The organism is Mesorhizobium carmichaelinearum (assembly GCF_900199455.1).
GTDB lineage: Bacteria > Pseudomonadota > Alphaproteobacteria > Rhizobiales > Rhizobiaceae > Mesorhizobium > Mesorhizobium carmichaelinearum.
In genome coordinates this window covers 379,751-405,387 of the sequence record NZ_FZQR01000002.1, presented here as the reverse complement: position 1 = coordinate 405,387, position 25,637 = coordinate 379,751, and the positions used below count along the sequence as shown (strand labels likewise).

The window sequence follows — 25,637 nt, the reverse complement described above, 5'->3', positions numbered from 1 at the left end:
ATGGCGCTTAGCGACGTTTCCTATTTCGGCATACGCCATCACGGGCCCGGCTCCGCCGACAGCCTGGTGCAGGCGTTGCAGGAGTTGAAACCGGTCGCCGTGCTGATCGAGGGGCCGGCCGATGCATCGGCGCTGCTGCCTTTGCTCGCCCGCCCCGAAATGCAGCCGCCGGTGGCGCTGCTGTGCTATCCCGAAGACGATCCGGCCTCGACCAGTTTCTGGCCCTTTGCTGAGTTCTCGCCGGAGTACCAGGCGACGCTCTGGGCCGTCGCCAACAAAGCGATTGTCCGGTTCATCGACCTGCCGTCTTCGGCCCGTGTCGCACCGGCTGAGGCCGCGGAAAAAACCGACGGGACGGAAGTCACCGTCGAGGCTGAGGTGGCGCCGCATCTGCGCGACCCGATCGGCACGCTGGCGCAGGCCGCCGGCTATGAGGATGGCGAAAGCTGGTGGGCCGACATCATCGAGCAGAACCCTGAGCCCGGCCCGATCTTCGCGGCAATCGCCGACGCGATGACGACGCTGCGCGAGGGCGAAGGACCGCTTGCCGAATTGGAGGCAAAGCGCGAAGCGCATATGCGGCTTGAAATCGCCGCCGCGCGCAAGGAATTCCACGGGCCGATCGCTGTCGTCTGCGGCGCCTTCCATGTGCCGGCGCTGCAGGCGACGCGGCCGCTGAAGGAGGATCAGGCGCTGCTCAAGGGGCTCGCCCGGCGCAAGAGCACGATGACCTGGGCGCCATGGACCGGCCCGCGCCTGGCGCTCGGCTTCGGTTATGGCGCCGGTGTCGTCGCGCCCGGTTGGTGCAAGCATCTGTGGCGCACGCGGGGCCGCCACGACGCCGCGACCCTGTGGCTCGCCATGATCGCGGCGGTGCTGCGGGCCAAGGGGCACATGGTCTCGACCGCCTCGTTGATCGAAGCCGAAAGGCTGGCCCGTACGCTGGCCGTGATTCGCGAGCGGCCAAAGCCCGGCTTCGAGGAATTGCGCGATGCGGCCATCGCCGCTTTGTTCAACGGCGAAGCCATATTGTGGGCACTCGTCGAAGCCGAACTTCTGCTGGGCGCCGATGTCGGTGAAATTCCACCGGATACCCCGCTGGCGCCGCTGATCGAGGATCTGCAGCGCAACCAGAAGGCGGCGCGGCTGAAGCCGGAGGCGCTGGAGCGCGAATTGTCGGTCGACCTGCGCAGCGAAAGTGGGCTGTTCCGGTCGACCTTGCTGCACCGCTTGAACGTGCTTGGCGTACATTGGGGCAAGCTGACCGACAGCGGCCGCAGCCGCGGCACGTTTCGCGAGCGCTGGACCCTGTCATGGGAGCCGGAATATGCCGTTCGCCTGGTCGAGAACCTGGTCCATGGGCCGACCATCGAAAAGGCCGCCAATGGCCGGCTGATTCAGATGATTGGTGCCACGACATCGCTCGACGCACTGGCGGCGCTGGTTCAGGGCGCCATCACGGCCAATTTGTCGGAGGCCTCGACGGCCGGCCTTGCCGCACTGGAGGAGCGCGCGGCACGCAGCAGCGAATGCCTGGAAATCCTGGCATCGGTGCCGCCGCTCGCCGACATCATCCGCTATGGCGAAGCCCGCAAGACGGAAACGGCACGCCTGTCCGGTCTGCTGGAGCGGCTGATCGTCGAAGGCGGCATTGCGCTTGCCTATGCCGCCCGTGATCTCGATGCCCAGGCTTCGACGGCGCTGGTCGGCGCGATGCGCAAGGCCGATGAGGCGATCAAGCTCGTCGAACCGGAACAGGACGTTCTGGACGCCTGGCGCAACGGACTGGCGGCGGTGCTGGACGGATCGCGATCGACCGCGCTGGTGGCAGGCTGTGCCGCGCATCTGCTTTACGAAGCCGGGCACCTGTCCGCCGAAGCAGCTGCGGGCCTGATCGAGCGGCGCCTGTCGCCGGGCACGCCTGTCGCCGAGGCTGCAGGGTTCTTCGAGGGCTTCTTCAGCACCGCCGGCCAAAGGCTGATCTATGATGAAAGCCTGCGCGGCGCGGTCGATGCCTGGCTCAAATCCCTCGACGAGGACGCCTTCATCGCGCATCTGCCGCTGCTGCGCCGGGTGTTTTCGCATCTCGACTCGATGGAGCGGCGCCGGCTGATCGAAGCAGTGCTCGGCCGTGCCCGGCGCTTGCCGGTCGGGCTGACGCCGACGCCGAACGGCGAGGAGGCCTGGCGCCGGCATCTGGAACGGCTTGGACCTTTGCTGATGAGCGAGAGCGGCAATGGATGACGAGGCCGACATCAACGAAACCGAGCCGGCCGGCGACGGCCGGGAGCGTCGCTGGCGCCTGGCCATCGGCGCCGATGACGAGACCTCGTCAGCGCTTTCGGACACCGACAAGCGGCTGTCGGCGGCGCTCGATGCGCTTTACGGCGATGGCGCCGGCGATGCGGCAGCCGATCCGCGCAAGCGGCGCGGCGGGCTCGGCCGCTCGGCGCCGAAGGTGGCGCAATGGATGGGCGATATCAGGTCGTTCTTTCCCGCGCAGGTCGTGCAGATCGTCCAGAAGGATGCCTTCGAGCGGCTCAATCTGAAGCAGATGCTGATGGAGCCGGAATTCCTCAAGGCGATCGAGGCCGACGTCAATCTCGTTGCCGACCTGATCTCGCTGCGCGCGGTCATGCCGGCCAAGACCAAGGATATCGCCCGCACCATCATCGCCGACATCGTCGCCAAGCTGATGCAGCGGCTGGAGCAGAAGACAACCGAGGCGATCCGTGGCGCGCTCGACCGGTCGCAGCGCACCAATCGCCCGCGCCCGCGCGACATCGACTGGCCGCGCACCATCACGGCCAACCTTCGCCACTACCAGGCCGAGCACAAGACCATCGTGCCGGAGAAGCTGGTCGGCTTCATGCGCAAGCAGCGAAGGCTGGTCGATCTGGATGAGGTGGTGCTGTGCGTCGACCAGTCGGGCTCGATGGCAAGTTCGGTGATCTACGCCTCGATCTTCGCCGCCGTGATGGCTTCCTTGCCGGTGGTGCGGACCAAGCTCGTCTGTTTCGATACGGCCATCGTCGACCTGACCGAGGAACTCAGCGATCCGGTCGAGGTCCTGGTCGGCGTGCAACTCGGCGGCGGCACCGACATCAACCAGGCCGTCGCCTATTGCGCCGATCGCATCGAGCGGCCGACCAAGTCGCATATGGTGCTGATCACCGACCTCTATGAAGGCGGCAACGGCCAGGAATTGCTGCAGCGGCTGGCAGCGCTTGTCCGCTCCGGTGTCAATGTCGTGGTGCTGCTGGCGCTGACGGACCAGGGCAGGCCGGGCTATGACCCAAAGATGGCGGGCTCGGTGGCGGCACTCGGCATTCCGGTCTTCGCCTGCACGCCGGACCTGTTTCCCGACATGATGGCGGCGGCCCTGCGTCGGGAAGATGTCGGCGCATGGGCGGCAGGCGCCGACATCAAGCTGGTTCGCGCCGAGGACGACAGTCCGGCGGCCGACGCGTAGCCGCGCTCGACCTGGCGTCATCAAAAGCGGCAATCCAAAACCAGGCTTGAACAGCCGGCGGTGCTGACCTGCACGCTGGAAGAGGCCCCTCGCATCGCCATTCACTGACACAGCCAGACGGACGGCCGAAACCCGTTTCGGCCGTCATGTCGCGATTTGCACAAGGGGTCGCTTGACTCTGATCGAGCCTTGTGAAAAATTTTGCAGCAACTGATAAAAATATCAAAGGGTGGAAATGGTAGGGTTCGGCAACGGTCTCCTGCGCGACGACGAAACCAGCATGGCGACGCGCGCCGCCTGGCTTCACTATGCCGGCGGCCTGACCCAGTCCGAGGTCGCCAAGCGGCTGGGGCTGACCAGCCTCAAGGCCCACCGCCTGATCACCAAGGCCAACCAGGAAGGGCTGGTGAAGGTCTATATCGACGGCGAAGTGTCGGAATGCGTCGAGCTCGAGGACGAACTGTCCCGCCGCTACGGCCTCGATTATTGCGAGGTGGTTCCGGACTTCGATTCCGAGGATCTGCCGCTCAAGGCGCTCGGCATTGCCGGCGCGCAGTTCCTCAAGCGCGAGATCGAGCGCGGCGAAGAGGCGCTGATCGGTGTCGGCCACGGCCGCACGCTGGCGGCTTGCGTGGAATATCTGCCGCGCACCTCGACCGACAAGATCCGCTTCGTCTCGCTGCTTGGCGGCCTGACGCGCAAATTCTCGGCCAACCCGCATGATGTCATTCATCGGCTCGCCGAACGCACCGGCGCCGAAGCCTATGTCATGCCGGTGCCGATGTTCGCCAACACGGCCGAGGACCGCACCGTCCTGCTCGGGCAGAAGGGCATCAGCGAGGTCTTCGATCTCGCGCGCTCCGCAGACCTTTTGTTCGCCGGTATCGGCACCGCCGAACGCGAGGCGTCGCTGGTCGCCACCGGCATGATCGAAAAGGGCGAGATGGAGGAGATCCGCCGCAATGGCGGCGTCGGCGAATTGCTCGGCCATTTCTTCGACGAGGCCGGCAAGGCGGTGGCGACGACCGTTTCCGACCGGGCGCTGGCCTTGACACGTGAGGACATTGCCAGCCGCCGGATCGTCGCCGTCGCCGGCGGCAAGATCAAGGTTCGCGCCATCAAGTCGGTGCTCGAAGGCCGCTATCTCAAGGGCCTGATAACAGACGAGCGGACGGCGCGATCACTCGTGGAAGAGACGCCGGTCGGGTAGCCGGCACCGTTTTAGTGGAAACTACCCTGTGGAGGAGAAGACGAAATGCATGAGAAAGAGAAAGACCTCATTGACGCCTTCCTGCGCGGACAAGTCGACCGTCGCGGACTGATCAAGGGCCTCGGTGCCATGGGCCTTGCCGCCGGCACCGCCGGCACGCTGCTCAATCTGGGGCAGACCCGCGCGCTTGCCGCGGATTTCGACTGGCAGGCGCATAAGGGCAAGACCATCAAGCTCCTGCTCAACAAGCATCCCTATGCCGACGCGATGATCGCCGATCTGGAAAACTTCAAGCAGTTGACCGGCATGAACGTCGTCTATGACGTGTTCCCCGAAGACGTCTATTTCGACAAGGTCACAGCGGCGCTTTCGGCAAGCTCGCCCGAATATGATGCCTTCATGACCGGCGCCTACATGACCTGGACCTATGGCCCCGCCGGCTGGATCACCGACCTCAACGAATGGATCAAGGATCCGGCCAAGACCAACCCGAAATACGCCTGGGACGACTTCCTGCCCGGCGTCAAGAATTCCTGTGCCTGGAATGGCAAGCCGGGCGGCGCGCTGGGTTCGGACGACGCCAAGCAGTGGTGCATTCCGTGGGGCTTTGAGCAGAACAACATCACCTACAACAAGGCGATGTTCGACAAGGCTGGTGTCACCATTCCCGGCAGCATGGACGAGATGGTTGCCGCGGCGGCAAAGCTCACCAAGGATGTCGGCGGCGGTGTCTACGGCATCGGCGTGCGTGGCTCGCGCTCCTGGGCGACGATCCATCCGGGCTTCCTGTCGGCCTATGCCAATTTCGACCAGAAGGATCTGAATGTCTCGGCCGACGGCAAACTGTCAGCCGCGATGAACACCGCCGGATCCAAGGCTTTCCACAAGCAGTGGGTTCAGATGATCCAGGAGAGCGGTCCAAAAGACTGGTCGACCTACACCTGGTATCAGGTCGGTACCGATCTCGGCGCCGGCGCCTCGGCGATGATCTTCGACGCCGACATCCTCGGTTACTTCATGAATGGCGGTGACAACAAGATGGCCGGCAAGCTCGCTTTCGCGAACTTCAAGGCCAATCCGGCAGCCAAGGCGGCGACACCCAACATCTGGATCTGGTCGCTGGCAATGTCCAACTTCTCGAAGGACAAGGACGCCACCTGGTACTTCATGCAATGGGCCTCCGGCCCGGAACATGGGCTGTTCGGCGCCACCAAGATGGACTTCGTCAATCCTGTCCGCCAGTCGGTCTGGAAGGACCAGGGGTTCCGCGACAAGTTGAACAAGAGCTATCCCGGTTATGTCGAGATGTTCGACGCCTCGGCGCCGGGCGCTTCGATCAAGTTCACGGCGCAGCCATTGTTCTTCGACCTCACCACCGAATGGGCGGCGACGCTGCAAAAGATGGTGGCCAAGGAAGTGCCGGTCGACGAGGGCCTCGACAAGCTCGCCGAAAGCATCAACGGCCAGCTCAAGGAAGCCGGTCTCGGCTAAGTCGCAACGAGGACCGGCCTGCCTGGCGGGCCGGCCCTCGTCACAAGTTTCACGCTTGCGATGCGGTGCCGGAAGGTGGCCGCCATTTCGCCCGACCGGTCGCCTTGCTCCCTTAGGCGGCCGGCAGGGCGAAGCGACAGCAACAACGGAGCAACTCGATGACCGCGGTGGTATCGCAAAGGCCCAAGCCATCCGGCTTCAGGATCAGCAAGCGGGTACTGCCCTATGTGCTCAGCCTGCCGGCCTTGCTGGTCTGCATCGGCATCCTGATCCCGTTCCTGACCTCGGTCGTCTATTCCTTCCAGCGCTACCGGCTGAGCCAGCCCTGGGCGCGGCAGTTCAACTGGGGCGACAACTACATCTCCTTCTTCACCGATCCGAAGTTCTGGAACACGCTCAAGGTCTCGCTGCTCTATGCCGGCACCACCGTCGTGCTGGAACTGCTTCTCGGCCTCGCCATAGCCTTGCTGCTGCAGAAGCGCTCGACGCTGAACAATTTCATCTCGATCATGCTGTTGATGCCGCTGATGACAGCGCCGGCGCTTGCCGCCCTCATGTGGAAGCTGATGACCAATCCCGGCTTCGGCGTGCTGAGCTATCTCGCCAGCCTGATCGGGCTGCAGGATTTCCGCTGGGCCTCGTCGCCGTCGACGGCGCTGTTCACAGTCGTGCTCGTCGACATCTGGGTCTACACGCCCTTCATCATGATCCTGCTGCTTGCCGGCCTGCGCAGCCTGCCGACGCAGCCCTTCGAAGCGGCGGCGCTGGATGGTGTGCCGCGGAGTTTTGTGTTCTTCCGCATCACGCTGCCGATGCTGACGCCCTACATCCTGACGGCGACTTTGTTCCGCCTGCTCGATTCCATCCAGCAGTTCGATATCATCTATGCGATGACCCAGGGTGGGCCGGGCGACACGCTGACCGTCTTCCAGGTCGAGGCCTATCTCAACTTCTTCCAGTCAACCAATGTCGGCCGCTCGGCGGCGCTGATGATCATCCTGTGGGCGATCACCTATTTTCTCTCCAACATATTCATCAAGAATTGGCTGCGGCTGCGCGAACGCGCCCGTGGCCAGGCATAGGAGGCCGGATGGAACACACCTCGCTTCTCGAACGCATCCTGCGCGGCGTGGCGCTGACGCTGGTCGTGATCTTCTTCATGTTCCCGATCGTCTGGATCTTTATGATGTCGTTCCAGACCAACGAGACCATTCTGCGCATCCCACCACAGCTGATCTTCGAACCGACGCTCGCCAACTACACGGCGCTCATCACCGGCAAGCTGATGACCGCCGCCGGCACGCTCGACATCGCCTTCATGCGCAACCTCGGGAATTCGGTGTTCCTGTCGGTGACCTCGGTCGCGGTCTCGCTGCTGCTCGGCGTGCCGGCGGCTTACGCCTTCGCCCGGCACAAATTCCGTGGCTCCGAGGACATCGCCTTCACGCTGCTGTCGTTCAAATTCGCGCCGGCGCTGCTGGTGCTGCTGCCGCTCACCCTCTATTTCCAGAAACTGGGGCTCGCCAACACCTATATCGGCCTGATCTGGGTCTACCAGCTGATCTGCCTGCCGCTGATCCTGTGGATCGTGCGCGGCTATTTCGAGGATATTCCGGCCGACATCGAATATGCCTATCGCATCGGCGGCCATTCCTGGTTCGCCACCTTCCGTAAGATCGCGCTGCCGCTTGCCGGCCCCGGCATCGCCGCCGCCGGCCTGCTCGCCTTTATCTTCGCCTGGAACAATTTCGTCTTCGCGCTGGTGCTGGCCTCGGCCGACAAGCAGCCGGTGACGGTCGGCGCGCTTGCCTTCATCACCTCATCGGGCATCCAATACGGCCAGATTTCGGCGGCCATCGTGCTCTCGATCACGCCGACGCTGGCGCTCGCCCTCTATGCGCAGCGCTATCTCGTCGAAGGCCTCTCGCTTGGCGCGGTGAAAGGATAGACATGGCCAGCCTCGAACTCAGAAAAATCGTCAAGCGCTACAAGAGCCAGACCGTCCTCGACAATCTGTCGCTGACGGTTGCCGACGGCGAAACCCTCGTGCTGTTCGGCCCGTCCGGCGCCGGCAAGACGGTGCTGCTCAGGCTGGTTGCCGGTGTCATCGATCCGGATGAGGGCAAGATATTCATCGGCGGCGAGGATATGACCGATGTCGATGCCGAATTCCGCGGCGTCGGCATGGCGTTCCAGAATTTCGCGCTGTTTCCGCATATGAGCGCGTTCGACAACATCGCGACGCCGCTGGAGGCCAAGCGGTCCTCGCCGGGCACGATCAAGGCCGGTGTCGAGAGCGTCGCCAAGCTGTTGAAGATCGCCCATGTGCTCTCCCACAAGCCGCGCGCGCTCTCCAATGGCCAGAAGCAGCGCACAGCACTTGCCCGTGCGCTGGTCGGCTCGCCGCCGCTTCTGCTGCTCGACGATCCCTTGCGCAATGTCGACGCCAAGCTGCGCTTCGAGATGCGGCTCGAACTGCCTCGCCTGCTCGCCGATCGCGGCGCCACCGTCGTCTACGTCACCCAGGACTACAAGGAAGCCATGGCGCTCGGCGACCGCATCGCTGTCATGTCGCAAGGCGTCATCAGGCAGCTCGGCACGCCCGAGCAGATCTATCGCGAGCCGGCCAATATCGAGATCGCGCGGCTGTTCGGCGACCCCACCATCAACCTGCTCGACGTCAAGCCCGCGCGGGATAGCAGGGGCATCTATGTCGGCCTGTCCAATGTCCAGGTCCATCTCGCCGGTGCTTACGACACGGCGGTCGGCCGCGACTGCGTGATCGGCCTTCGGCCCGAAGCGCTAAGCTTCGTCGAGGAAAGCACCCCCGGCGCCATTCCGGTGACTGTCGAGGCGGAGACGCCGCTCAACGAAAAGATCGTCACATTGGTGCGCACTGTGCGCGGCCGCGAGATCCTGGTTTCGCGCCCGGCCGGAACGCCGGGGCGCAGCGAGGGCAAGGCCCATATCGCCGTCGACGGCAAGAGCGCCTTGCTGTTCGATCACGCCAGCGGCGACCGCATAGGTTCGAAAAACGTCGTCGCCTTGCGCAATGGAGAAGCGGCATGAGCCAGAGCGCGCTCACCATTTCAGGTGTCGACAAGTTCTATGGTCCGATCGACCGGGGCGTGCACGCCGTCAAGAACTTGACGATGGACATCGCCAAGGGCGAGATCGTCGCCCTGCTCGGTTCGTCGGGCTGCGGCAAGACCTCGACGCTGCGCATGATCGCCGGTTTCGAGGACGTGTCGCGCGGCGAGATCGCGGTTGCCGACCGCAAGGTGCACACTCTGGCGCCGGTCAAGCGCAATGTGGCGATGGCCTTCGAAGGCTATTCGCTCTACCCGCCGCTCACCGTGCGCGAGAACATGGCTTTCGCGCTCAAGGCGGCGCGGCTGCCGAAGAGCGAGGTCGACGCCAAGGTCGCCAGCATCGCCAAGCTGCTCGAGATCGAGGACATACTGGAGCGCTACCCCAGCTCAATCTCCGGCGGCCAGCAGCAACGCGCCAGCCTCGGCCGGGCGCTGATCCGCGAGGCCGACCTGCATCTGCTGGACGAGCCAATGGGGCAGCTCGAGCCGCAGCTGCGCGCCGTGCTGCGCGGCCGCATCAAGCATTTCATCAAGGAGCGCGGCCTGACCGCGATCCTGGTCACCCACGACCAGACCGAGGCCAACGCGCTTGCCGACCGTATCGCGGTGATGGAAGGCGGCGTGCTGCAGCAGTTCGACACGCCGGACCGGATCAAGGAGCGCCCGGCGAACCTGTTCACCGGCACCTTCGTCGGCGAGCCGCCGATGAACGTCTTCGAGGCCTATGTCGGCACGTCCGCAGGCCGCATCAATCTCAGGCTGCCCGACGGACTGTCGCTCGACTACGACAAGGACGCCTTCAGCGCTCCGGTCCGCGACCAACTGCTCAGCCGGGAGCGGGTCGTCATCGGCATCAGGCCCTATGCCGTCCGGCGCTCGAAGGAAGGCGTTCCCGCCAGGGTTTCGGCCAACCAATGGCTCGGCGACCAGACCCATATCGCCGCCGACTTTGCCGGTGGTTCGCTGGTGCTGGTCGAGCATGACCGCACGCGTCTCGATCTGGGTGCGCCGATCAATGTCAGCATCGATCCGAAAAACCTGCATGTTTTCGACCAGGCGAGCGGCGAGGCGATTTCGCACGGCATGGAGCTTGCCTGATGCGTGACATACTGATCGGCATCGATGCCGGCACCTCCGTCATCAAGTCCATCGCCTTCGACATAGCGGGCCGGCAGATCGCCGCCGCCGCGCTGCCGAACCACTATGAGACGCTGCCGGGCGGCGGCGCCGAACAGGATCTTTCGCGCACATGGAGCGATGCCGCCACAACCCTGCGCCAGCTCGCCGACAAGGTGCCCAATCTCGCCAGCCGGACCGTGGCGATCGCGGTGACCGGGCAAGGCGATGGCACCTGGCTAATCGATAGCAAGGGCGAGCCGGTGGCGAAGGGCTGGCTCTGGCTCGACGCGCGCGCCGCCGCCGTCGTGGAAGAGATCCGCGCGCGGCCCGAGGACCGGCTTCGCTTCGAAAAGACCGGCAGCGGTCTCGCCGCCTGTCAGCAGGGGTCGCAATTCGTCTTCATGAAGCGCACCATGCCCGAAATGCTCGGCAAGGCGGCAACCGCCTTCCACTGCAAGGACTGGCTCTATTTCAAGCTGACCGGCGAACGCGCCACCGATCCGTCGGAGGGCACCTTCACCTTCGGCGATTTCCACACCCGCGACTACAGCGACGAGGTGCTCGACGTGCTCGGCGTCACCGATCTCAGGCATCTGCTGCCGCCGATCGTCGACGGCACCAGGCACAGCACCGCGCTGTCGCAGGCAGCCGCCGACGCCACCGGCATGCTGGCCGGCACGCCCGTGGTGCTCGGCTATGTCGACGTCGTCTGCACCGCGCTCGGCGCCGGCCTGCTCGACCGCGAGCGCAAGCCCGGTTGCTCGATCATCGGCTCCACCGGCATGCATATGCGGCTGGCCGAAACCCCCGAGGATGTGCAGCTCAACGAAGCGGCGACCGGCTATACCATGGCGATGCCGGCCCCCGGCGTGTTCGCGCAGATGCAGTCGAACATGGCGGCGACGCTCAACATAGACTGGGTGCTTGGGCTCGCCTCGGGCATTCTCGCCTCGCAAGGCATTTCGCGCAGCAATGGCGAGATGATCGCGCTGGTCGATGCCTGGATCGCGGCCGCGCAGCCGGCCTCGTTGCTCTATCAGCCCTATGTGTCGGAGGCGGGTGAGCGGGGGCCGTTCGTCGATGCCAATGCCAGGGCCGGCTTCGTCGGCATTTCCTCACGGCACGGCTATGCCGACCTCGTCCGCGCCGTCTTCGAAGGCCTGGCCTTCGCGGCGCGCGATTGCTACGCCGCCATGGGGCCGTTGCCGCGCGAAGTCCGCCTCACCGGCGGTGCCGCCAGAAGCCCGGCGCTGCGCAAGATCCTGGGTGCGGCGGTGGGCGCCGACATTCGCACCAGCGCGCGCGAGGAGGCGGGCGCGGCGGGCGCCGCGATGATCGCCGCGGTCTGCGTCGGCCTGTACCCGTCCATGGATGCATGCGTTGGCGAATGGGTGACGCCGCTGCTTGGCGAAGCCGAGCCGAGCGACCGGAACCTCGCCGCGATCTACGACAAGATGACCCCGTCCTACATGTTGGCACACCAGGCGCTGCGGCCGGTCTGGCGTGCAATGGCGGCATCGCAGGCAAATTGAGAAGTCGAGTATGCGTAAAAGAATAGCGATCATTGGCGACAACTTCATGCTTCCGCAGGTGTTTCGCGCAGAAATCGAGAAGGTTGCGAGCGGCGACCTCGACATCAGGACATTGCAGACGGCCTGGCCCGACGAGCCGATGGAATTCGGCAATCCGGCGCTCGGCCTCGACAAGGTCAAGGAGTATTTCGGCCATCCCGACGAGGTCGTCGATTTCATCGGCGATGCCGAGATCCTGGTGACCCAGCTGGCCCCCCTGTCGGAAGGCATGATGCAGCGCCTGCCGGCGCTCAAGCTGGTCGCGGTTTCGCGCGGCGGTCCGATCAACATCGACATGGCTGCCGCCAGGGCGCACGGCGTCACCGTGGTCAACGTGCCCGGCCGCAACGCGAGTGCCGTCGCCGAGTTCACCATCGGCGCCATCCTCGCCGAGACGCGGCTGATCCGGGTCGGCCACGAGGCCTTGCGCAAGGGCGAATGGCGCGGCGATCTCTACCGTGCCGACCGCACCGGCCGCGAACTCAGCGAAATGACCGTCGGCGTCGTCGGCTATGGCAATATCGGCACCAAGGTGGTGCGCCTGCTACGGGCCTTCGGCTGCCACGTCCTGGTCAGCGATCCCTATGTGCAGTTGAGCGCCGAAGACCGAAATGCCGGCGTCGAACTGGTCGCGCTGGACGATCTGCTGTCCCGCTCCGACGTGGTCACGCTGCATTCGCGGGTGACCGAGGAGACGCGCGGCCTGATCGGCAAGGACACCATCGCGCGGATGAAGCCCGGCGTGATCTTCGTCAACACCGCGCGCGGGCCGCTGGTCGACTATGACGCGCTCTACGAGGCGCTGGTTTCAGGCCAGATCGCCAGCGCCATGCTGGAGACCTTCGCCGTCGAACCGGTGCCATCGGACTGGCCGCTGCTGCAGCTTGCCAATGTGACGCTGACGCCGCACATCGCCGGCGCTTCGCTGCGCACCGTCACCTATGCCGCCGAACAGGCCGCCGAAGAGGTGCGCCGCTACCTCGCCGGCCTGCCTCCGGTCAATCCGTGCTGAGGCAGTGGCCATGACGCATCAAATCGGCAGCGAGGCCACGGCGACATGAACGGCGGCCCTGAAATAGTCGACCTCTTCGTCGTCGGCGGCGGCGTCAACGGCGCCGGCATTGCGCGCGATGCCGCCGGCCGCGGCCTTTCCGTCATCCTGTGCGAAAAGGACGATCTCGCCGAAGGCACCAGCTCCCGCTCTGGCAAGCTCGTCCATGGCGGCCTGCGCTACCTCGAATATTACGAATTCCGCCTGGTGCGCGAAGCGCTGATCGAGCGCGAGGTGCTGTTGGAATCGGCGCCGCACATCATCTGGCCGATGCGCTTCGTGCTGCCGCACAGCCCCGACGACCGGCCGGCCTGGCTGGTGCGGCTCGGCCTGTTCCTCTACGACCATCTCGGCGGCCGCAAGCGGCTGCCGGCGACCCGCACGCTCAATTTGCGCACGGCGCCCGAGGGTGCGCCGATCAAGGATGTCTTCCGGCGCGGCTTCGAATACTCCGACTGCTGGGTCGACGATGCCCGCCTCGTCGTCATCAATGCGCTCGACGCCGCCGAGCGCGGTGCCAGGGTCTTCACCCGCACCGCCTGCACCGCTGCCCGCCGCGAGAACGGCCTGTGGGTTGTCGAGATCCAGGATGGCAGGACGGGCATCAGGACGGTGGTTCGGGCGCGCGCGCTGATCAATGCCGCCGGCCCCTGGGTCAACGACATTGTCAACCGCGTTGCCGGCCAAAACTCCAGGCGCAATGTGCGCCTGGTCAAGGGCAGCCACATCGTCGTGCCGAAATTCTGGGAAGGGCGGCAGGCCTATCTCATCCAGAACAGCGACAAACGCGTGATCTTCATCAACCCCTATCAGAACGATCTCGCTCTGATCGGCACCACCGACATCCCCTATGAGGGCCGGCCCGAGGACGTGGCGGCGGATGAGAGCGAGATCGATTACCTGATCAAGGTGGTCAACCGCTATTTCAAGCGCGGCCTTGCACGCGGCGATGTCGTCTATTCGTTCTCCGGCGTCCGGCCGCTTTATGACGACAATGCCGACAACCCAAGTGCGGTGACCCGCGACTATATTTTCGAGCTCGACGCGCCGGACGCGCGGGCGCCGCTGCTCTCCGTCTTCGGCGGCAAGATCACCACCTTCCGCAAATTGGCCGAGCATGCGCTGGACAGGATCGCGCCGTTCTTTCCCAAAATGGGCAAGCCGTGGACCGCGAGGGCGCATCTGCCGGGCGGCGACATCGCCAATGCCGATTTCGAACAGTTTCTCGGCGACCTCGGGCGCGAATATCCGTGGATGCCGGCATCGCTGCTCAAGCACTACGGCCGGCTGTACGGCACCAGGACACGGGCTTTGGTTGGCGCGGCCCGTTCGCTCGATGAACTTGGCCGCTGCTTCGGCAAGGATTTCTTCGAGCGCGAGGCCAACTATCTCTTCGACCGGGAATGGGCTGTGACGTCAGCCGACATTCTCGAACGGCGCACCAAGCATGGCCTGCATCTGTCCGCCGAGGAGAGGGCGGCCTTCGAGCATTGGTGCGCGAACCGGCTGGCGAGGGCGGGCTGATGGCGCATTCGGGCGACAATCACTCCAGCGAATTCTGCATGCTGCGCTCCTTGTCGGCCAGCATCGGCGCCGACCCGCTGCTGGTCCAGGGCGCCGGCGGCAACACCTCCATCAAGCAGGCCGGCGTGCTGTGGATCAAAGCCTCGGGCACCTGGCTGAAGAACGCGCGCGACGATGAAATCATGGTGCCGGTCGCGCTGGCGCCGTTGCTCGATGCCGTGGCGCAGCGCAGCCCGGCGGCGGAGACGGCCGGTCAGTTCACCCTGGCGGATCTCAACCCGCGCCAGCTGCGGCCCTCCATCGAGACGACGGTGCACGCGCTGCTGCCGCAGAAGATCGTCGTCCACGTCCATTGCGTCGAGACGATCTCGATCGCCGTGCAGGCCAATGCCGAAACGCTGCTGGAGGAGCGCCTGCGTGGTCTCGATTGGGCCTTCGTGCCGTATCGCCGGCCCGGCCTGCCGCTGGCGCAGGCGATCGCCGAGCGGCTGAAGCCCGCGACCAACGTGCTCGTGCTTGGCAATCACGGGCTGGTGGTCGCCGCCGAGACGGTCGGCGAAGCAGCCTTGCTGCTGCAACGGGTGACCGGGCTGCTGGCGCGACCGCCGCGACCGACCCCGCCACCTGATCTCGACGCGCTGCTGAGGCTCGCCGCCGGCAGCGACTACCGGCTGCCAGCCTCGGCCGCTGCGCATGCCGTCGCCACCGATCTCGCCAGTTGTCGCATCGCCGCCTCAGGCAGCCTCTACCCGGATCATGTCATCTTCCTCGGCGTCGGCTCGGTGATCGCCGGCCCCGGCGAGAATGCGGCAGCGATCGTCACCCGCATCGGTACGGCGCCGACCTCCATTCTCTTTCCCGGTAAGGGCGTGCTGATGCGCAGGGATGCCAATGCCGGCGCCGAAGCGATGGCGCGCTGCCTGGCCGACGTCGCCCAGCGCATCGATGGCACGGCGCGCGTCAACTATCTCAGCCCGAAGGAGAATGCCGAGTTGCTGAACTGGGACGCCGAAAAATACCGCCAGCAACTCAACCGCGAGGGGGCGACGCTGCAATGACGGCATTCCGCTCCACCATCGTGCCGTGGCTGTGGGAGGGATAGCGGCCTTGGCTTTCACGCTCTCCCTCAACACCAATCCGCTGGTCAACCGCTTTGCCGATCCGGACGATCTGGTCGACACCATCGCCTATGACATCGGCATCCGCGACGTGCAGCTCACGCATGAATTCGTCAATCCGGGTTGGCCCGCGGCGACGATCGTCAAATTCATCCGCCTGTTCCGTAACGCACTCGCCCGCACCGGCGTGCGTGTCACGTCCGGCATGACCGGTCCTTACGGCCGGCTCAATCATTTCGGCCATCCCGACGCCGATGTGCGCCGCTACTATGTCGACTGGTTCAAGACCTTCGCCGACATCTCGGCCGAGCTTGGCGCCAGCGGCATGGGCACGCAATTCGCCATCTTCACCCATCGCGACTTTGACGACGCCGAGCGCCGCGCACGGCTGTTCGACATCGCGCTGGACTGCTGGCGCGAGGTCGCCGAGCACGCCAGGGCGGCCGGCCTGACCTACCTGTTCTGGGAACCGATGTCGGTCGGCCGCGAGTTCGGCCATACCATCGACAACTGCCGGATGCTGCAAGGCGAGATCGACGCCGCCGGCATGGCCATTCCGCTGGAGATGATGGTCGACATCGATCATGGCGACGTCACATCAAGCAATCCCGCCGACATCGATCCCTATGCCTGGGCCGAGGCCTTTCCCAGGAAATCGCCGATCATCCACATCAAGCAATCGTCGATGAACAAGGGCGGCCATTGGCCGTTCACATCAGCCTACAACAAGGACGGCCGCATCACGCCCGAAAAACTGCTGGAGACGGTGCGGCGCGGTGGCGGCACCGACAACGAGATCTGCCTCGAACTGTCGTTCCGCGAGCGCGAGCCGGTCGACCATCAGGTCGTCGCCATGATCCGCGAGTCCGTGGATTACTGGGCGCCGTTCATCGACGCCGGCAGGTCCGGTCTTCTGCCAAAGGCCGAATGAAAAACGGGCAGGGGCCGATGCGGCTCCTGCCCGTTGAACTCTGCAGATTTGAAGTCGTCGGAGACTCAGCCGAATTTCGGATCGAGACTGCCCGACTTGTAGCGCTTGGCCATTTCCGAGACCGGCAGCGGCTTGATCTTCGGTGCATTGCCGGCGGTGCCGAACTGTTCGAAGCGCTCTTTGCAGAGCTTGCGCATCGCCGCCATGGCCGGCGTCAGATATTTGCGCGGATCGAACTCGCTCGGGTTTTCGGTCAGCACCTTGCGGATCGCGCCGGTCAGCGCCATGCGGTTGTCGGTGTCGATGTTGATCTTGCGCACGCCATGCTTGATGCCGCGCTGGATCTCTTCCACCGGCACGCCCCAGGTCGGCTTCATCTGGCCGCCATATTTGTTGATGATCTCCTGCAGGTCCTCCGGCACCGAAGACGAGCCGTGCATGACCAGATGCATGTTCGGCAGGCGGCGATGGATCTCTTCGATGACGTTCATCGCCAGCACCGCGCCATCGGGCTTGCGCGAGAATTTGTAGGCGCCATGGCTTGTGCCCATGGCCACTGCCAGCGCATCGACATGCGTGTCCTTGACGAACTCCACCGCCTGTTCCGGATCGGTGAGCAACTGGTCGTGGCTGATCGCCCCTTCGACGCCGTGGCCGTCTTCTTGCTCACCACCGCCGCTTTCCAGCGAACCGAGCACGCCGATCTCGCCTTCGACCGACACGCCGCCCCAATGCGCCATGTCGACGACGCGCTTGGTGATGCCCGAATTGTAGGCGTAGTCGGCCGGCGACTTGCCGTCTTCCTTGAGCGAGCCGTCCATCATCACCGAGGTGAAGCCGTACTGGATCGCGGTGACGCAGGTGGCTTCGTTGTTGCCGTGGTCAAGATGCATGCAGACCGGGATGTCGGGGTGGATTTCGACCAGCGCGTCGATCAGCTTGGCCAGCACCACGTCATTGGCATAGGCACGCGCACCGCGGCTTGCCTGCAGGATGACAGGCGATTTGGTCTCTTCCGCCGCCTCCATGATGGCGAGGCCCTGTTCCATGTTGTTCATGTTGAAGGCCGGCACGCCATAGCCGTGTTCGGCGGCGTGATCGAGCAATTGTCTCAGTGTGATGCGAGCCAACGAATAGTCTCCCGTATCTGGTTTCAAACCTGGTGGTTGCGGACTGTCCGCGCATCGTCCAGCCCACCGATGCTTCTGGCCGGATTTCGGCACAACCGCAACCGTGACAGACCGTCCCGGCCGCAATTCTTGTTACAGCGCCGCGATCGGGGCAAGCTGAATATCCCAAGAAATTATCCCATTATCACAAAATATTTGATACTTTTGCGACGATAGCTGTTATATCTTCGACCCCATCAAGGAGCCACGCTTCGGCTAGCGGTCAGCGGCGATGAAGAGCGACATCAGGCGGCAAGGCATCATGGAGTTTCTGATGGACGCCGGTCAGGCCGGCGTCGATGACCTCGCCTTGCGCTTTGGCGTCTCGAAAATGACCGTGCACCGCGACCTCGACGAGCTCGAGGAAAGCGGTTTCCTGCGCAAGGTGCGCGGCGGTGCTTCGATCCAGCCGAGCAGCCTGTTCGAAAGCGATTTCCGCTACCGGCAGAAGCAGGCGACCGAGGAAAAGCAGCGGCTGGCGGCAGCCGCCGTGGCCATGATCGAACCCGGCCAGACGGTGATCATCGACGACGGCTCGACGGCGGGCGGCATTGCGCGCCATCTCGCCGATCTGCGGCCGCTGACGGTGATCTCCAACAATCTCTCCGTCATCCAGGACCTGTCCGGCGCCGGCGGCATCAACCTGATCGCGCTCGGCGGCCAATACAGCAAGAAGTTCCATGGCTTCTTCGGCCTGCTCGCCGAGGCCTCGCTCAAATCGCTGCGCGCCGACGTCGCCTTCTTGTCGTCTTCGGCCATCCATGGCGCTTCCGCCTTCCACCAGGACCAGGAGGTGGTGCAGGCCAAGCGGCTGATGATGGCGGCGGCGACCCGCAAATATCTGCTGGTCGATCACGGCAAGTTCGGCCGCACGGCACTGCATTTTCTGACGGATCTGAGCGCATTCGACACGGTCTTCACCGGCCGCGAGCCCGAACCGGGGATGCGCGCGGCGCTGGATGCAGCCGGCGTTTCGCTCACGGTGATCGACAAAGGATCATGAACCGGAAATCGGCAGATCGTGATCAACAGAGTTAGGAGCAGTACGCGTGGTTTACTGGGTCGGTACAAGCTGGAAGATGAACAAGACGCTCGCCGAGGCGCTGGATTTCGCACAGCGCCTCGCCGGCTTCATTCCCGGTTTCGACGACCGCATCCAGCCCTTCGTCATCCCGTCCTTCACGGCGGCGCGCGAGGTCAAGCAGGCGCTGTCGTCGACGCGCATCAAGGTCGGCGCCCAGAACATGCATTGGGCCGATGCCGGCGCCTGGACCGGCGAGATCTCGCCGCTGATGCTGACCGACTGCGGACTCGATCTGGTCGAACTCGGCCACAGCGAACGGCGCGAGCACTTTGGCGAGACCGACCGCACCGTCGGCCTCAAGACGGCGGCCGCCGTGAAGCACGGCTTGATACCGTTGATCTGCGTCGGCGAGACGCTGGTCGAGCGCGAAAGTGGCAGGGCCGATGCCGTGTTGGGCGCCCAGGTCGAGGGCGCGCTGCAATTCCTCGAAGGCGAGGCGAAGCGCGCGAAAATCCTGTTCGCCTACGAGCCGGTCTGGGCGATCGGCGACAAGGGCATTCCGGCCAGCGCCGATTATGCCGACAAGCAGCAGGCATTGATCAAGACGGTGGCTGGCGGCCTGCTGCCGGCGGTGCCGCCGGTGCTTTATGGCGGCAGCGTCAACCCCGGTAATGCCGCCGAGCTCGTCGGCCAGCCCAACATAGACGGCCTCTTCATCGGCCGCTCCGCCTGGCAGGCGGACGGCTACATCGACATCCTCGGCCGCGCCTCGGCGGCGATCTGAAATCATCCGATCAGGAAAGGGAAAGACATGAAAATAGCCATTGGAGCCGATAGCGCCGGCAAGCCGCTGCTCGATGTCATCGCCGCACACCTCGCCACCAAATCCGGCCTGACGGTCAGCGATCTCAGCCAGGCCGGCTACTATGCCGATCTGTCGCAAAAACTTGCACAGACCATCATCGACGGCGAGAACGATCGCGGCATTCTGTTCTGCGGCACCGGCATCGGGGTCTCGATCTCGGCCAACAAGGTGCCGGGCATTCGTGCTGCACTCACCCACGACACCTATTCGGCCGAGCGAGCGGCGAAATCCAACAACGCGCAGATCATCACCATGGGCGCCCGCGTCATCGGCCCGGAACTGGCCAAGGCGATTGTCGATACCTGGCTGGCCTCCGAGTTCGACGAGAAGGGGCCGTCGGCCGGCAATGTCCAGGCGATCGACAGGCTTGATGCGGCAAAGCGCTAGCTCAAGCTCTTACTTATCGCGTCGATGACGGTGACGGCCGACGCCGCGCCCGGGTCCATGTGCCCAAGCGATCGCTCGCCGAGGCGCGAGGAGCGGCCCTTGGCGGCGATCATCTCCTTGGTTGCTTCCGCACCAGACTCGGCTGCGGCTAGGGCCGCATCGAGGCTCTCAGCCAGGGTCTTGCCGGCTATGCTGGCCGCGGCGGCCGCTTCGGCCGCCGGCTGCCAGGCATCGACCATCGTCTTTTCACCCGGCTCCGCCTTGCCGCGATCCTTGATGCCTTGTGCCATGGCCTGGAACAGGGCGATGAAGTCCGCGTCCGCCAGTGTCGCCTTGCCCTTGACGGCGGCGGCGGCGCGCATGAAAGCCGTCGCATAGAGCGGGCCTGACGAAGCGCCGACGGCATTGAGGAAGGACTTCGCCGCCGTGTTGAGCAGCGCCGTCGGCTCGATTGCCGCAAGGTCGAGCGAGGCCAGCGCATCACGCACCGCGCCGAAGCCGAGCGCCATGGCGATGCCGTGGTCGGCGTCGCCAATGACGCCGTCGAGCTGGCAGAGCCTGTCCCTGTCGGCTTCGATCGCCACCGCGATGGCGTCGAACATTCTTTTCAGGTCGGCGGCGTCGATGGTCACGGGAACGCTCTTTGATCAGCCGGCACGGAACATGGCGCAGTCGCAGGGGTGGTCGAGCATGGTCTGCAACTCCTCGTCGAGATGAAAAAGCGTCACCGAGGCGCCGGCCATTTCCAGCGACGTGCAGTAATTGCCGACCCAGGTCGCGTGGATGGAGACACCGATATCGTCGAGCCGCTGCTTGACCCTTCGGTTCATGATGTAGAGCTCCATCAGCGGCGTCGAGCCGAGCGAGTTGACCAGCACCGCGACCTTGTCGCCACGCGCCGGCGCCATCTCGGCGAGGATCTTGTCCAGCATCTCGTCTGTGATCTCGTCGGCGGTCCTGAGCTTGCCGCGGGCGATGCCGGGTTCGCCATGGATGCCCATGCCGATCTCCATCTCGTCCGCGCCGATCTCGAAATTCGGCCGCCTTGTCTGCGGCAGCGAGCAGGGCGACAGCGCCACGCCCATGGTGAAGGTGTGGTCGTTGGCCTTGCGCGCGATGCGTTCGACTTCGTCCAAGGAGAGCATGAGGTCGCAGGCCGCACCGGCCGCCTTGAAGATGAAGAAATTGCCGGCGACGCCGCGCCGCTTCTGCCGCTGATCTTGCGGTGCCGACGCGACGTCATCGGTGGTCAGCACGGTGCGCACTTCGATATCGTCCATCGCAGCCATCTCGGCCGCCATGTCGAAATTCATCACGTCGCCGGCATAGTTGCCGTACATGAACAATACACCAGCGCCGCCGCTGACGGCCTTGGCGCATTCCAGGATTGGATCGGGCGGCGGCGAGGCAAAGACATTGCCGATCGCTGCCGCGTCCGCCAGCCCCTTGCCGACAAAGCCGAGAAAGGTCGGCTCATGGCCGGAACCGCCGCCGATGACGAGGCCGACCTTGCCAGGTCGCGGCCCGTCGCGGGCGATGATCGAGCGCGGGCTGCCGTCCGCGCTCCTGAGGTGGCGAGGATGCGCGGCGAGGATCCCTTCGAGCATCTCGTCGACGGCGCGGTTGCCGTCATTGATGATCTTCTTGGTCTGCACCGGCATCCTCCCGACTTTCTGCAAATACTACCGGGTGTTATCGCGATTTCCACCCGGCCGGGAAGATTTCATGCCGCGATCTTTTCCCGTGCGGCGAGAATTTCCACGCACGCCTTGGCCGCTTCCTTGCCCTTGACCGTGAAGTGCTCGAAGAAGAAGCGGTGATGCTCGGCGCTATCGTGGTAGTTATGCGGCGTCAGCACCGCCGAAAGCACCGGAACGCCGGTCGACAGCTGCACGTTCATCATGCCGTCGATGACGGCGCTGGCGACGAATTCGTGCCGGTAGATGCCGCCATTGACGACGAACGCCGTGCCGAGGATCGCGGCATAGCGGCCGGTCTCAGCCAAGGTCTTGGCGTGCAGCGGGATTTCGTAGGCGCCGGGCACGTCGAAGACATCGACGGCGAAGCGGTCGCCGCCGGTGCCGGCCAGTTCCGCCTCGAAAGCGCTTACGCATTGGTCGACGATGTCCGCATGCCAGCGCGCTCTGATGACGGCGATGCGAACAGTTTCATAGTCTTTGTGGGAATGCTGATTCATGGGTCCATCCTTCCGTTTCGAACCAGAATCAGGACGCACGATACGAAAATCCGGCCCGCCGGAGCGGTCCGTTTTCCGTTTCGTTCTCTTTCATCCGGACTCTAACCGTCGGCTCCGGAATCACACCAGATCTGCTGACCTTTCCGATTTTGCCGGAAAGCGCTCGCGGGCTTGGATCGAGATCCTTACCGCCGGTGGGGACTTTCACCCCGCCCTGAGAACATTAACGGGCTTTGTATGGAAGGGCAGGGGTGCTGCTGTCAACCGCGCCAGGCCGGTGGCCAATCACGTTCTGTCGACTGGAGCAATTCCCGGAAGCAGTCGGTTTATCGCGTGCGCCACGCCGCCGCCGAAGCGGCAACCAGCATCAGCAACGCCGCAACCATCGCGCAGACCGCAAAGCCGAAGCTGGAATAGATAGGCCCGAAGCCGGTGGTGCCGATAAAGACCGCCAGATAGGTGACCGAGCTGTTCAGGCCCATGATCGTGCCGCGCCGTGAGGGATCGAGTGCCGAGAGGCGCATCACCAGGACATTCAGCCCGAAATGATTGGCCAGTCCCCACACCACCACCATGGCCAGCGTCAGGCCGAAACTGTTGCTCGTCGCGGCAATGGCGACATAGACGGCGGCGACGAGAAGATAGGCGAACGGCATGACGCGCCGCGCACCAAGCCGGTCGATCACGCCGTCGAGCAGAGCAGCAGTGCCGAAACCGATGCCATAGGCGAGTGCGGCCCAGCCATTGGCGCTCACCGGCTTGCCCAGTCCGCTGTGCAGGTGGTCGCCGAGATAGCCATAGACACCGTAGAAGGCGGTCATGAAGGCCGCGCAGGCGACGAGAAGCGGCACAATGCCGGGAATACCGAGCGCTGCCAGCGGCGTCGGTGCCGGGCCGCTCTTCCTGATGTCGCTCAGTGACGTCATCGTGAGGCTGGCCAGCGCAAGCAGTGCCAGCACCGCGACGGCGGCGAAGACGGCGCGCCAATGCACAAGATCGGCAAGCACGGCCGACAGCGAAACGCCGGCCACCATGCTGAGCGTCCATCCGGTCAGCACGACGCCGATGGTGCCGCTTTCGCGGCCGGGCGGCGCGATCGCCGCCGAACTGGCATAGATCGCCGGCATGGCGACGCCGGCAGCGATGCCGGCGACGAGCTGCGCCGCGACCAGCATGATCACCGTCGGCGCCACGGCACTGGCGACCAGCGCAAGCGCCAGCAACAGCAATGCCCCTTGCAGCATTCGACGTGCGCCGAGCCGATCGATGTAGCGGGCCAGGAACAGGGCGCTTGCCGAGGTGCCGAGGCCGAAGGCGGCCGCTGCGATCATCACCACTGGCACGCTTGTTCCGAACGACAAAGCGACGGCCGGGGCTATCGGGCCCAGGACCAGCGAATTCGAGCCGATCACGGCGATGCAGCCGGTCAGCAGATAGGCGAGGGCCGGGATCGGCGGCCTGGCATCGGCTGTCAGGGCTGTGGCTTGATTGCTGTTCGACATATGACCATAATGGCCGTATTAAATTCCGTGGCAATCAGGATTGTCGATATGGATGAAGAAACAGATGGCATTCTGCGGAACACGCCAGCGCCCCGCGATATCGATGCGATTGACCGAAAAATATTAGGCGTCCTCGTCGACGACGCCACGGTCAGCTATGCCGAACTCGGCGATCGGGTCGGCCTTTCGCCGCCTGCCGCGCATGAACGGGTCAAGCGCCTTCGGCGCAGCGGCGCCATTCGCGGCACCATGGCCATCATCGACCCCAAGGCGGTTAAGAAGCCGCTGCTCGCTTTCGTGCATATCGACACCAGGGGCTGGGGCAAGACCCCGGAGCTGATGGCGGTTTCGCAATATCCGGAAGTCGAGGAGATCCACACCGTCGCCGGCGACACCTGCATGTTGCTGAAGGTCCGCACCGAAGATACGAGAGCGCTGGAAGGCCTGCTTGCTCGCCTGTACGAAACGCCCGGCGTCACCTCAACGCGCAGCTACGTGGTGCTGTCGACCTATCTCGAGCGCCCGGTGCAACCCGGCGTCACCGAGACGTGGCCGACGCCCAACCACATGAGCAAGCCGCTGTATTAACTGCCCAGCCGGATCGTCTCGAAATAGGCGTCGGTGCCGACCTGGCCGCCCTTCAGCGCGATTTCGAGACCGTCGATCTCGCCGCCGCCATGGGCAAGGCAAAGCGGTGAACCCGGTGATTGTGGCAGCGGCATGCGCACGGTCAGCGCATCGATCGACAATTGCCCCAGCGCGTGGCTGGAAGTGTCGCCACCGGCGATCACCGCGCGCTTGAGTTTCTGCTCGACGACCAGCCGGCGCAGAATGTCCCCCAGTGCCCGGCCGAGCTTGTTCCGCGCGCCGTCGATATGGTCGATCTCGGCACTGCGGTCGGCCTGCGGACCAAGGGCGGTGTAGAGGATGACGCTGCGCCCTGCCGCGAGGCTCGCCAGGCCACTTTCAATAGCGCCCTCGATCGCCTTGCCGGCGCCGCCCGAGACCAACTGCATGGCATCCATCTGGATGCCGTCGAAGCCATGGGCGAGCGCGAAGCGGATCTGCTTCTCGGTGGTCGGCGACACACTGCCCGAGACCACGGCGAGCCGGTCCACCGGACCGGGCGGCGCGAAGGATGCGTGCCCCGCTGCGATGCCTTTGCCGGCCCATTCGGCAAGCAGCGCATATTCGACGCCCGAGGACCCGACGACGAAACCATGGCCTTGTTTGCAAATCCGCCATATCTGCTCACCCACGCGTGTCTGCGTCTGGCGGCTTTCGACGTCGAACAGGACGATTTCCTTGCCCTGCAGGGCATGATCGACCGTTTGCGGAAGATCATCCGCCTGCAGCGCCGCCAGATCGACTAGGCCGGAACCGAGATCGGTCTGACGCGAGAGGTGGACGAGCAGATCGGCCTCGTTCATCGGCGTCACCGGATGCCGGCTCATGACGGGGTGGCGGTCGATGCGGAAATAGGTGCCGCGAAACGCCGCGAAGAGGTTGCCGAACGCTGTGTAGCGCTTGAGTTGAGGCGCCCCGACAACCACTGGCACGCTCTTCTGGTCGAAGACGCGCCGGCCGATCTCGATGGCGCGGCCGATGCTGCCGATCGCCGGGCTGGAATCGAAGGTCGAGCAGATCTTGTAGTGGCAAACCGTCGCTTGCAGCCCGCTCAGCCATTCGAAGGCCGGCGCCAGATTGTCGTCCATCCACTGCGGCGTTTCGCTGCGGCTGGTGCCGGCCAGTCCCACGGCGCGGCATTGCGAAAACCGCGCCAGCAAGGGCTGCTCGGGTTGGCGCATGAACAGCACGGTCGGCACGCCGCCAAGCTCGAGCGCCTCCATGACGTCGGTCGAACCGGTGAGGTCATCGCCATAATAGCTGAGCAGCAGGTTCTGCATGGCTGCG

The 25,637-nt window shown here is 64.6% G+C and carries 23 protein-coding genes and 1 riboswitch; of the genes, 17 read left to right on the top strand and 6 right to left on the bottom strand.

Annotated features, from left to right (window positions below; genetic code table 11):
- From CKW40_RS05210 to CKW40_RS05150, 13 genes are all read left to right on the top strand, one after another.
- Positions 1-2,244, top strand: a complete 2,244-nt coding sequence (locus CKW40_RS05210) for a DUF5682 family protein (RefSeq protein WP_095198849.1) — start codon at positions 1-3, stop codon at positions 2,242-2,244.
- The gene (locus CKW40_RS05205) at positions 2,237-3,472 is read left to right on the top strand and encodes a VWA domain-containing protein (protein ID WP_095198848.1); all 1,236 of its coding nucleotides are present in this window, start codon (positions 2,237-2,239) and stop codon (positions 3,470-3,472) included. Before CKW40_RS05210 ends, CKW40_RS05205 begins: the two co-directional genes overlap by 8 nt.
- A 235-nt stretch (positions 3,473-3,707) precedes the next feature.
- Positions 3,708-4,682 carry a sugar-binding transcriptional regulator gene (locus tag CKW40_RS05200; protein ID WP_095198847.1) on the top strand — a complete coding sequence of 325 codons (975 nt, stop codon included), beginning with the start codon at positions 3,708-3,710 and terminating at the stop codon, positions 4,680-4,682.
- A 45-nt stretch (positions 4,683-4,727) separates the two neighbouring features.
- Entirely contained in the window at positions 4,728-6,173 is a 1,446-nt protein-coding gene (locus CKW40_RS05195) for an ABC transporter substrate-binding protein (protein ID WP_095198846.1), read from the top strand.
- Between the two features lie 158 nt (positions 6,174-6,331).
- Positions 6,332-7,255, top strand: a complete 924-nt coding sequence (locus tag CKW40_RS05190) for a carbohydrate ABC transporter permease (RefSeq protein ID WP_023777019.1) — start codon at positions 6,332-6,334, stop codon at positions 7,253-7,255.
- A gap of 8 nt (positions 7,256-7,263) precedes the next feature.
- Positions 7,264-8,121, top strand: coding sequence for a carbohydrate ABC transporter permease (locus CKW40_RS05185; protein ID WP_095198845.1), 858 nt, complete (start codon positions 7,264-7,266; stop codon positions 8,119-8,121).
- Between the two features lie 2 nt (positions 8,122-8,123).
- Complete coding sequence (locus tag CKW40_RS05180; RefSeq protein WP_095198844.1) at positions 8,124-9,242, top strand: ABC transporter ATP-binding protein; 1,119 nt, start codon at positions 8,124-8,126, stop codon at positions 9,240-9,242.
- Positions 9,239-10,363 carry an ABC transporter ATP-binding protein gene (locus CKW40_RS05175; protein ID WP_095198843.1) on the top strand — a complete coding sequence of 375 codons (1,125 nt, stop codon included), beginning with the start codon at positions 9,239-9,241 and terminating at the stop codon, positions 10,361-10,363. Before CKW40_RS05180 ends, CKW40_RS05175 begins: the two co-directional genes overlap by 4 nt.
- Positions 10,363-11,916: an FGGY-family carbohydrate kinase gene (locus tag CKW40_RS05170; protein WP_095198842.1), complete on the top strand. Its 1,554-nt coding sequence runs from the start codon at positions 10,363-10,365 to the stop codon at positions 11,914-11,916. The genes CKW40_RS05175 and CKW40_RS05170 overlap by 1 nt, the downstream gene beginning before the upstream one ends.
- Positions 11,917-11,926: 10 nt before the next feature.
- Positions 11,927-12,967, top strand: a complete 1,041-nt coding sequence (locus CKW40_RS05165; protein WP_095198841.1) for a 2-hydroxyacid dehydrogenase — start codon at positions 11,927-11,929, stop codon at positions 12,965-12,967.
- A 45-nt stretch (positions 12,968-13,012) separates the two neighbouring features.
- Positions 13,013-14,530, top strand: coding sequence for a glycerol-3-phosphate dehydrogenase (locus CKW40_RS05160; protein ID WP_095198840.1), 1,518 nt, complete (start codon positions 13,013-13,015; stop codon positions 14,528-14,530).
- Complete coding sequence (locus CKW40_RS05155; RefSeq protein WP_179297854.1) at positions 14,530-15,588, top strand: class II aldolase/adducin family protein; 1,059 nt, start codon at positions 14,530-14,532, stop codon at positions 15,586-15,588. The genes CKW40_RS05160 and CKW40_RS05155 overlap by 1 nt, the downstream gene beginning before the upstream one ends.
- A 49-nt stretch (positions 15,589-15,637) precedes the next feature.
- Positions 15,638-16,579, top strand: a complete 942-nt coding sequence (locus tag CKW40_RS05150) for a sugar phosphate isomerase/epimerase family protein (protein WP_095198838.1) — start codon at positions 15,638-15,640, stop codon at positions 16,577-16,579.
- Positions 16,580-16,644: 65 nt separating this feature from the next.
- Here the strand turns inward: CKW40_RS05150 and fba are convergent, their stop codons facing one another.
- The gene (fba, locus tag CKW40_RS05145) at positions 16,645-17,709 is read right to left on the bottom strand and encodes a class II fructose-bisphosphate aldolase (protein WP_095198837.1); all 1,065 of its coding nucleotides are present in this window, start codon (positions 17,707-17,709) and stop codon (positions 16,645-16,647) included.
- Between the two features lie 271 nt (positions 17,710-17,980).
- On the opposite strand from fba, the gene CKW40_RS05140 reads away from it, so the two are divergent.
- The 3 genes from CKW40_RS05140 to derI are packed head-to-tail and all read left to right on the top strand — an operon-like array spanning position 17,981 to position 20,024.
- Positions 17,981-18,751, top strand: coding sequence for a DeoR/GlpR family DNA-binding transcription regulator (locus CKW40_RS05140; RefSeq protein WP_095198836.1), 771 nt, complete (start codon positions 17,981-17,983; stop codon positions 18,749-18,751).
- A gap of 46 nt (positions 18,752-18,797) precedes the next feature.
- Positions 18,798-19,556: a triose-phosphate isomerase gene (locus tag CKW40_RS05135; RefSeq protein ID WP_095198835.1), complete on the top strand. Its 759-nt coding sequence runs from the start codon at positions 18,798-18,800 to the stop codon at positions 19,554-19,556.
- A 27-nt stretch (positions 19,557-19,583) separates the two neighbouring features.
- The gene (gene derI / locus CKW40_RS05130; RefSeq protein ID WP_095198834.1) at positions 19,584-20,024 is read left to right on the top strand and encodes a D-erythrulose-4-phosphate isomerase; all 441 of its coding nucleotides are present in this window, start codon (positions 19,584-19,586) and stop codon (positions 20,022-20,024) included.
- Here the strand turns inward: derI and dhaL are convergent.
- The 4 genes from dhaL to CKW40_RS05110 form a co-directional block, all read right to left on the bottom strand.
- On the bottom strand, positions 20,021-20,656 hold the full coding sequence (gene dhaL, locus CKW40_RS05125) for a dihydroxyacetone kinase subunit DhaL (RefSeq protein WP_095198833.1): 636 nt from the start codon (positions 20,654-20,656) through the stop codon (positions 20,021-20,023). The genes derI and dhaL overlap by 4 nt on opposite strands.
- 15 nt (positions 20,657-20,671) lie before the next feature.
- Entirely contained in the window at positions 20,672-21,685 is a 1,014-nt protein-coding gene (locus tag CKW40_RS05120; protein WP_179297835.1) for a dihydroxyacetone kinase subunit DhaK, read from the bottom strand.
- A 62-nt stretch (positions 21,686-21,747) separates the two neighbouring features.
- Positions 21,748-22,221, bottom strand: a complete 474-nt coding sequence (locus CKW40_RS05115; protein WP_095198832.1) for a 6,7-dimethyl-8-ribityllumazine synthase — start codon at positions 22,219-22,221, stop codon at positions 21,748-21,750.
- A gap of 78 nt (positions 22,222-22,299) precedes the next feature.
- A riboswitch (FMN riboswitch) is annotated at positions 22,300-22,447 on the bottom strand.
- Positions 22,448-22,547: 100 nt separating this feature from the next.
- The gene (locus CKW40_RS05110; RefSeq protein WP_095198831.1) at positions 22,548-23,723 is read right to left on the bottom strand and encodes an MFS transporter; all 1,176 of its coding nucleotides are present in this window, start codon (positions 23,721-23,723) and stop codon (positions 22,548-22,550) included.
- A gap of 48 nt (positions 23,724-23,771) precedes the next feature.
- On the opposite strand from CKW40_RS05110, the gene CKW40_RS05105 reads away from it, so the two are divergent.
- Positions 23,772-24,311, top strand: coding sequence for an Lrp/AsnC family transcriptional regulator (locus CKW40_RS05105; protein ID WP_095198830.1), 540 nt, complete (start codon positions 23,772-23,774; stop codon positions 24,309-24,311).
- On the opposite strand, the gene CKW40_RS05100 is transcribed toward CKW40_RS05105, so the two are convergent.
- On the bottom strand, positions 24,308-25,630 hold the full coding sequence (locus CKW40_RS05100; protein WP_095199147.1) for a four-carbon acid sugar kinase family protein: 1,323 nt from the start codon (positions 25,628-25,630) through the stop codon (positions 24,308-24,310). The two genes, CKW40_RS05105 and CKW40_RS05100, sit on opposite strands and share 4 nt — an antisense overlap.
- Positions 25,631-25,637: the final 7 nt, after the last annotated feature.

What these genes read in the sequence shown, in the direction of transcription:
- CKW40_RS05210 (WP_095198849.1), top strand. Translation starts at nt 1, where the DNA reads ATGGCGCTTAGCGACGTTTCCTATTTCGGCATACGCCATCACGGGCCC.
- CKW40_RS05175 (WP_095198843.1), top strand. Translation starts at nt 9,239, where the DNA reads ATGAGCCAGAGCGCGCTCACCATTTCAGGTGTCGACAAGTTCTATGGT.
- CKW40_RS05165 (WP_095198841.1), top strand. Translation starts at nt 11,927, where the DNA reads ATGCGTAAAAGAATAGCGATCATTGGCGACAACTTCATGCTTCCGCAG.
- CKW40_RS05105 (WP_095198830.1), top strand. Translation starts at nt 23,772, where the DNA reads ATGGATGAAGAAACAGATGGCATTCTGCGGAACACGCCAGCGCCCCGC.
- CKW40_RS05160 (WP_095198840.1), top strand. Translation starts at nt 13,013, where the DNA reads ATGAACGGCGGCCCTGAAATAGTCGACCTCTTCGTCGTCGGCGGCGGC.
- CKW40_RS05185 (WP_095198845.1), top strand. Translation starts at nt 7,264, where the DNA reads ATGGAACACACCTCGCTTCTCGAACGCATCCTGCGCGGCGTGGCGCTG.
- CKW40_RS05180 (WP_095198844.1), top strand. Translation starts at nt 8,124, where the DNA reads ATGGCCAGCCTCGAACTCAGAAAAATCGTCAAGCGCTACAAGAGCCAG.
- CKW40_RS05140 (WP_095198836.1), top strand. Translation starts at nt 17,981, where the DNA reads ATGAAGAGCGACATCAGGCGGCAAGGCATCATGGAGTTTCTGATGGAC.
- CKW40_RS05195 (WP_095198846.1), top strand. Translation starts at nt 4,728, where the DNA reads ATGCATGAGAAAGAGAAAGACCTCATTGACGCCTTCCTGCGCGGACAA.
- CKW40_RS05200 (WP_095198847.1), top strand. Translation starts at nt 3,708, where the DNA reads ATGGTAGGGTTCGGCAACGGTCTCCTGCGCGACGACGAAACCAGCATG.
- derI (WP_095198834.1), top strand. Translation starts at nt 19,584, where the DNA reads ATGAAAATAGCCATTGGAGCCGATAGCGCCGGCAAGCCGCTGCTCGAT.
- CKW40_RS05100 (WP_095199147.1), bottom strand. Translation starts at nt 25,630, where the DNA reads ATGCAGAACCTGCTGCTCAGCTATTATGGCGATGACCTCACCGGTTCG.
- CKW40_RS05205 (WP_095198848.1), top strand. Translation starts at nt 2,237, where the DNA reads ATGGATGACGAGGCCGACATCAACGAAACCGAGCCGGCCGGCGACGGC.
- CKW40_RS05155 (WP_179297854.1), top strand. Translation starts at nt 14,530, where the DNA reads ATGGCGCATTCGGGCGACAATCACTCCAGCGAATTCTGCATGCTGCGC.
- CKW40_RS05110 (WP_095198831.1), bottom strand. Translation starts at nt 23,723, where the DNA reads ATGTCGAACAGCAATCAAGCCACAGCCCTGACAGCCGATGCCAGGCCG.
- CKW40_RS05190 (WP_023777019.1), top strand. Translation starts at nt 6,332, where the DNA reads ATGACCGCGGTGGTATCGCAAAGGCCCAAGCCATCCGGCTTCAGGATC.
- CKW40_RS05170 (WP_095198842.1), top strand. Translation starts at nt 10,363, where the DNA reads ATGCGTGACATACTGATCGGCATCGATGCCGGCACCTCCGTCATCAAG.
- CKW40_RS05115 (WP_095198832.1), bottom strand. Translation starts at nt 22,221, where the DNA reads ATGAATCAGCATTCCCACAAAGACTATGAAACTGTTCGCATCGCCGTC.
- CKW40_RS05120 (WP_179297835.1), bottom strand. Translation starts at nt 21,685, where the DNA reads ATGCCGGTGCAGACCAAGAAGATCATCAATGACGGCAACCGCGCCGTC.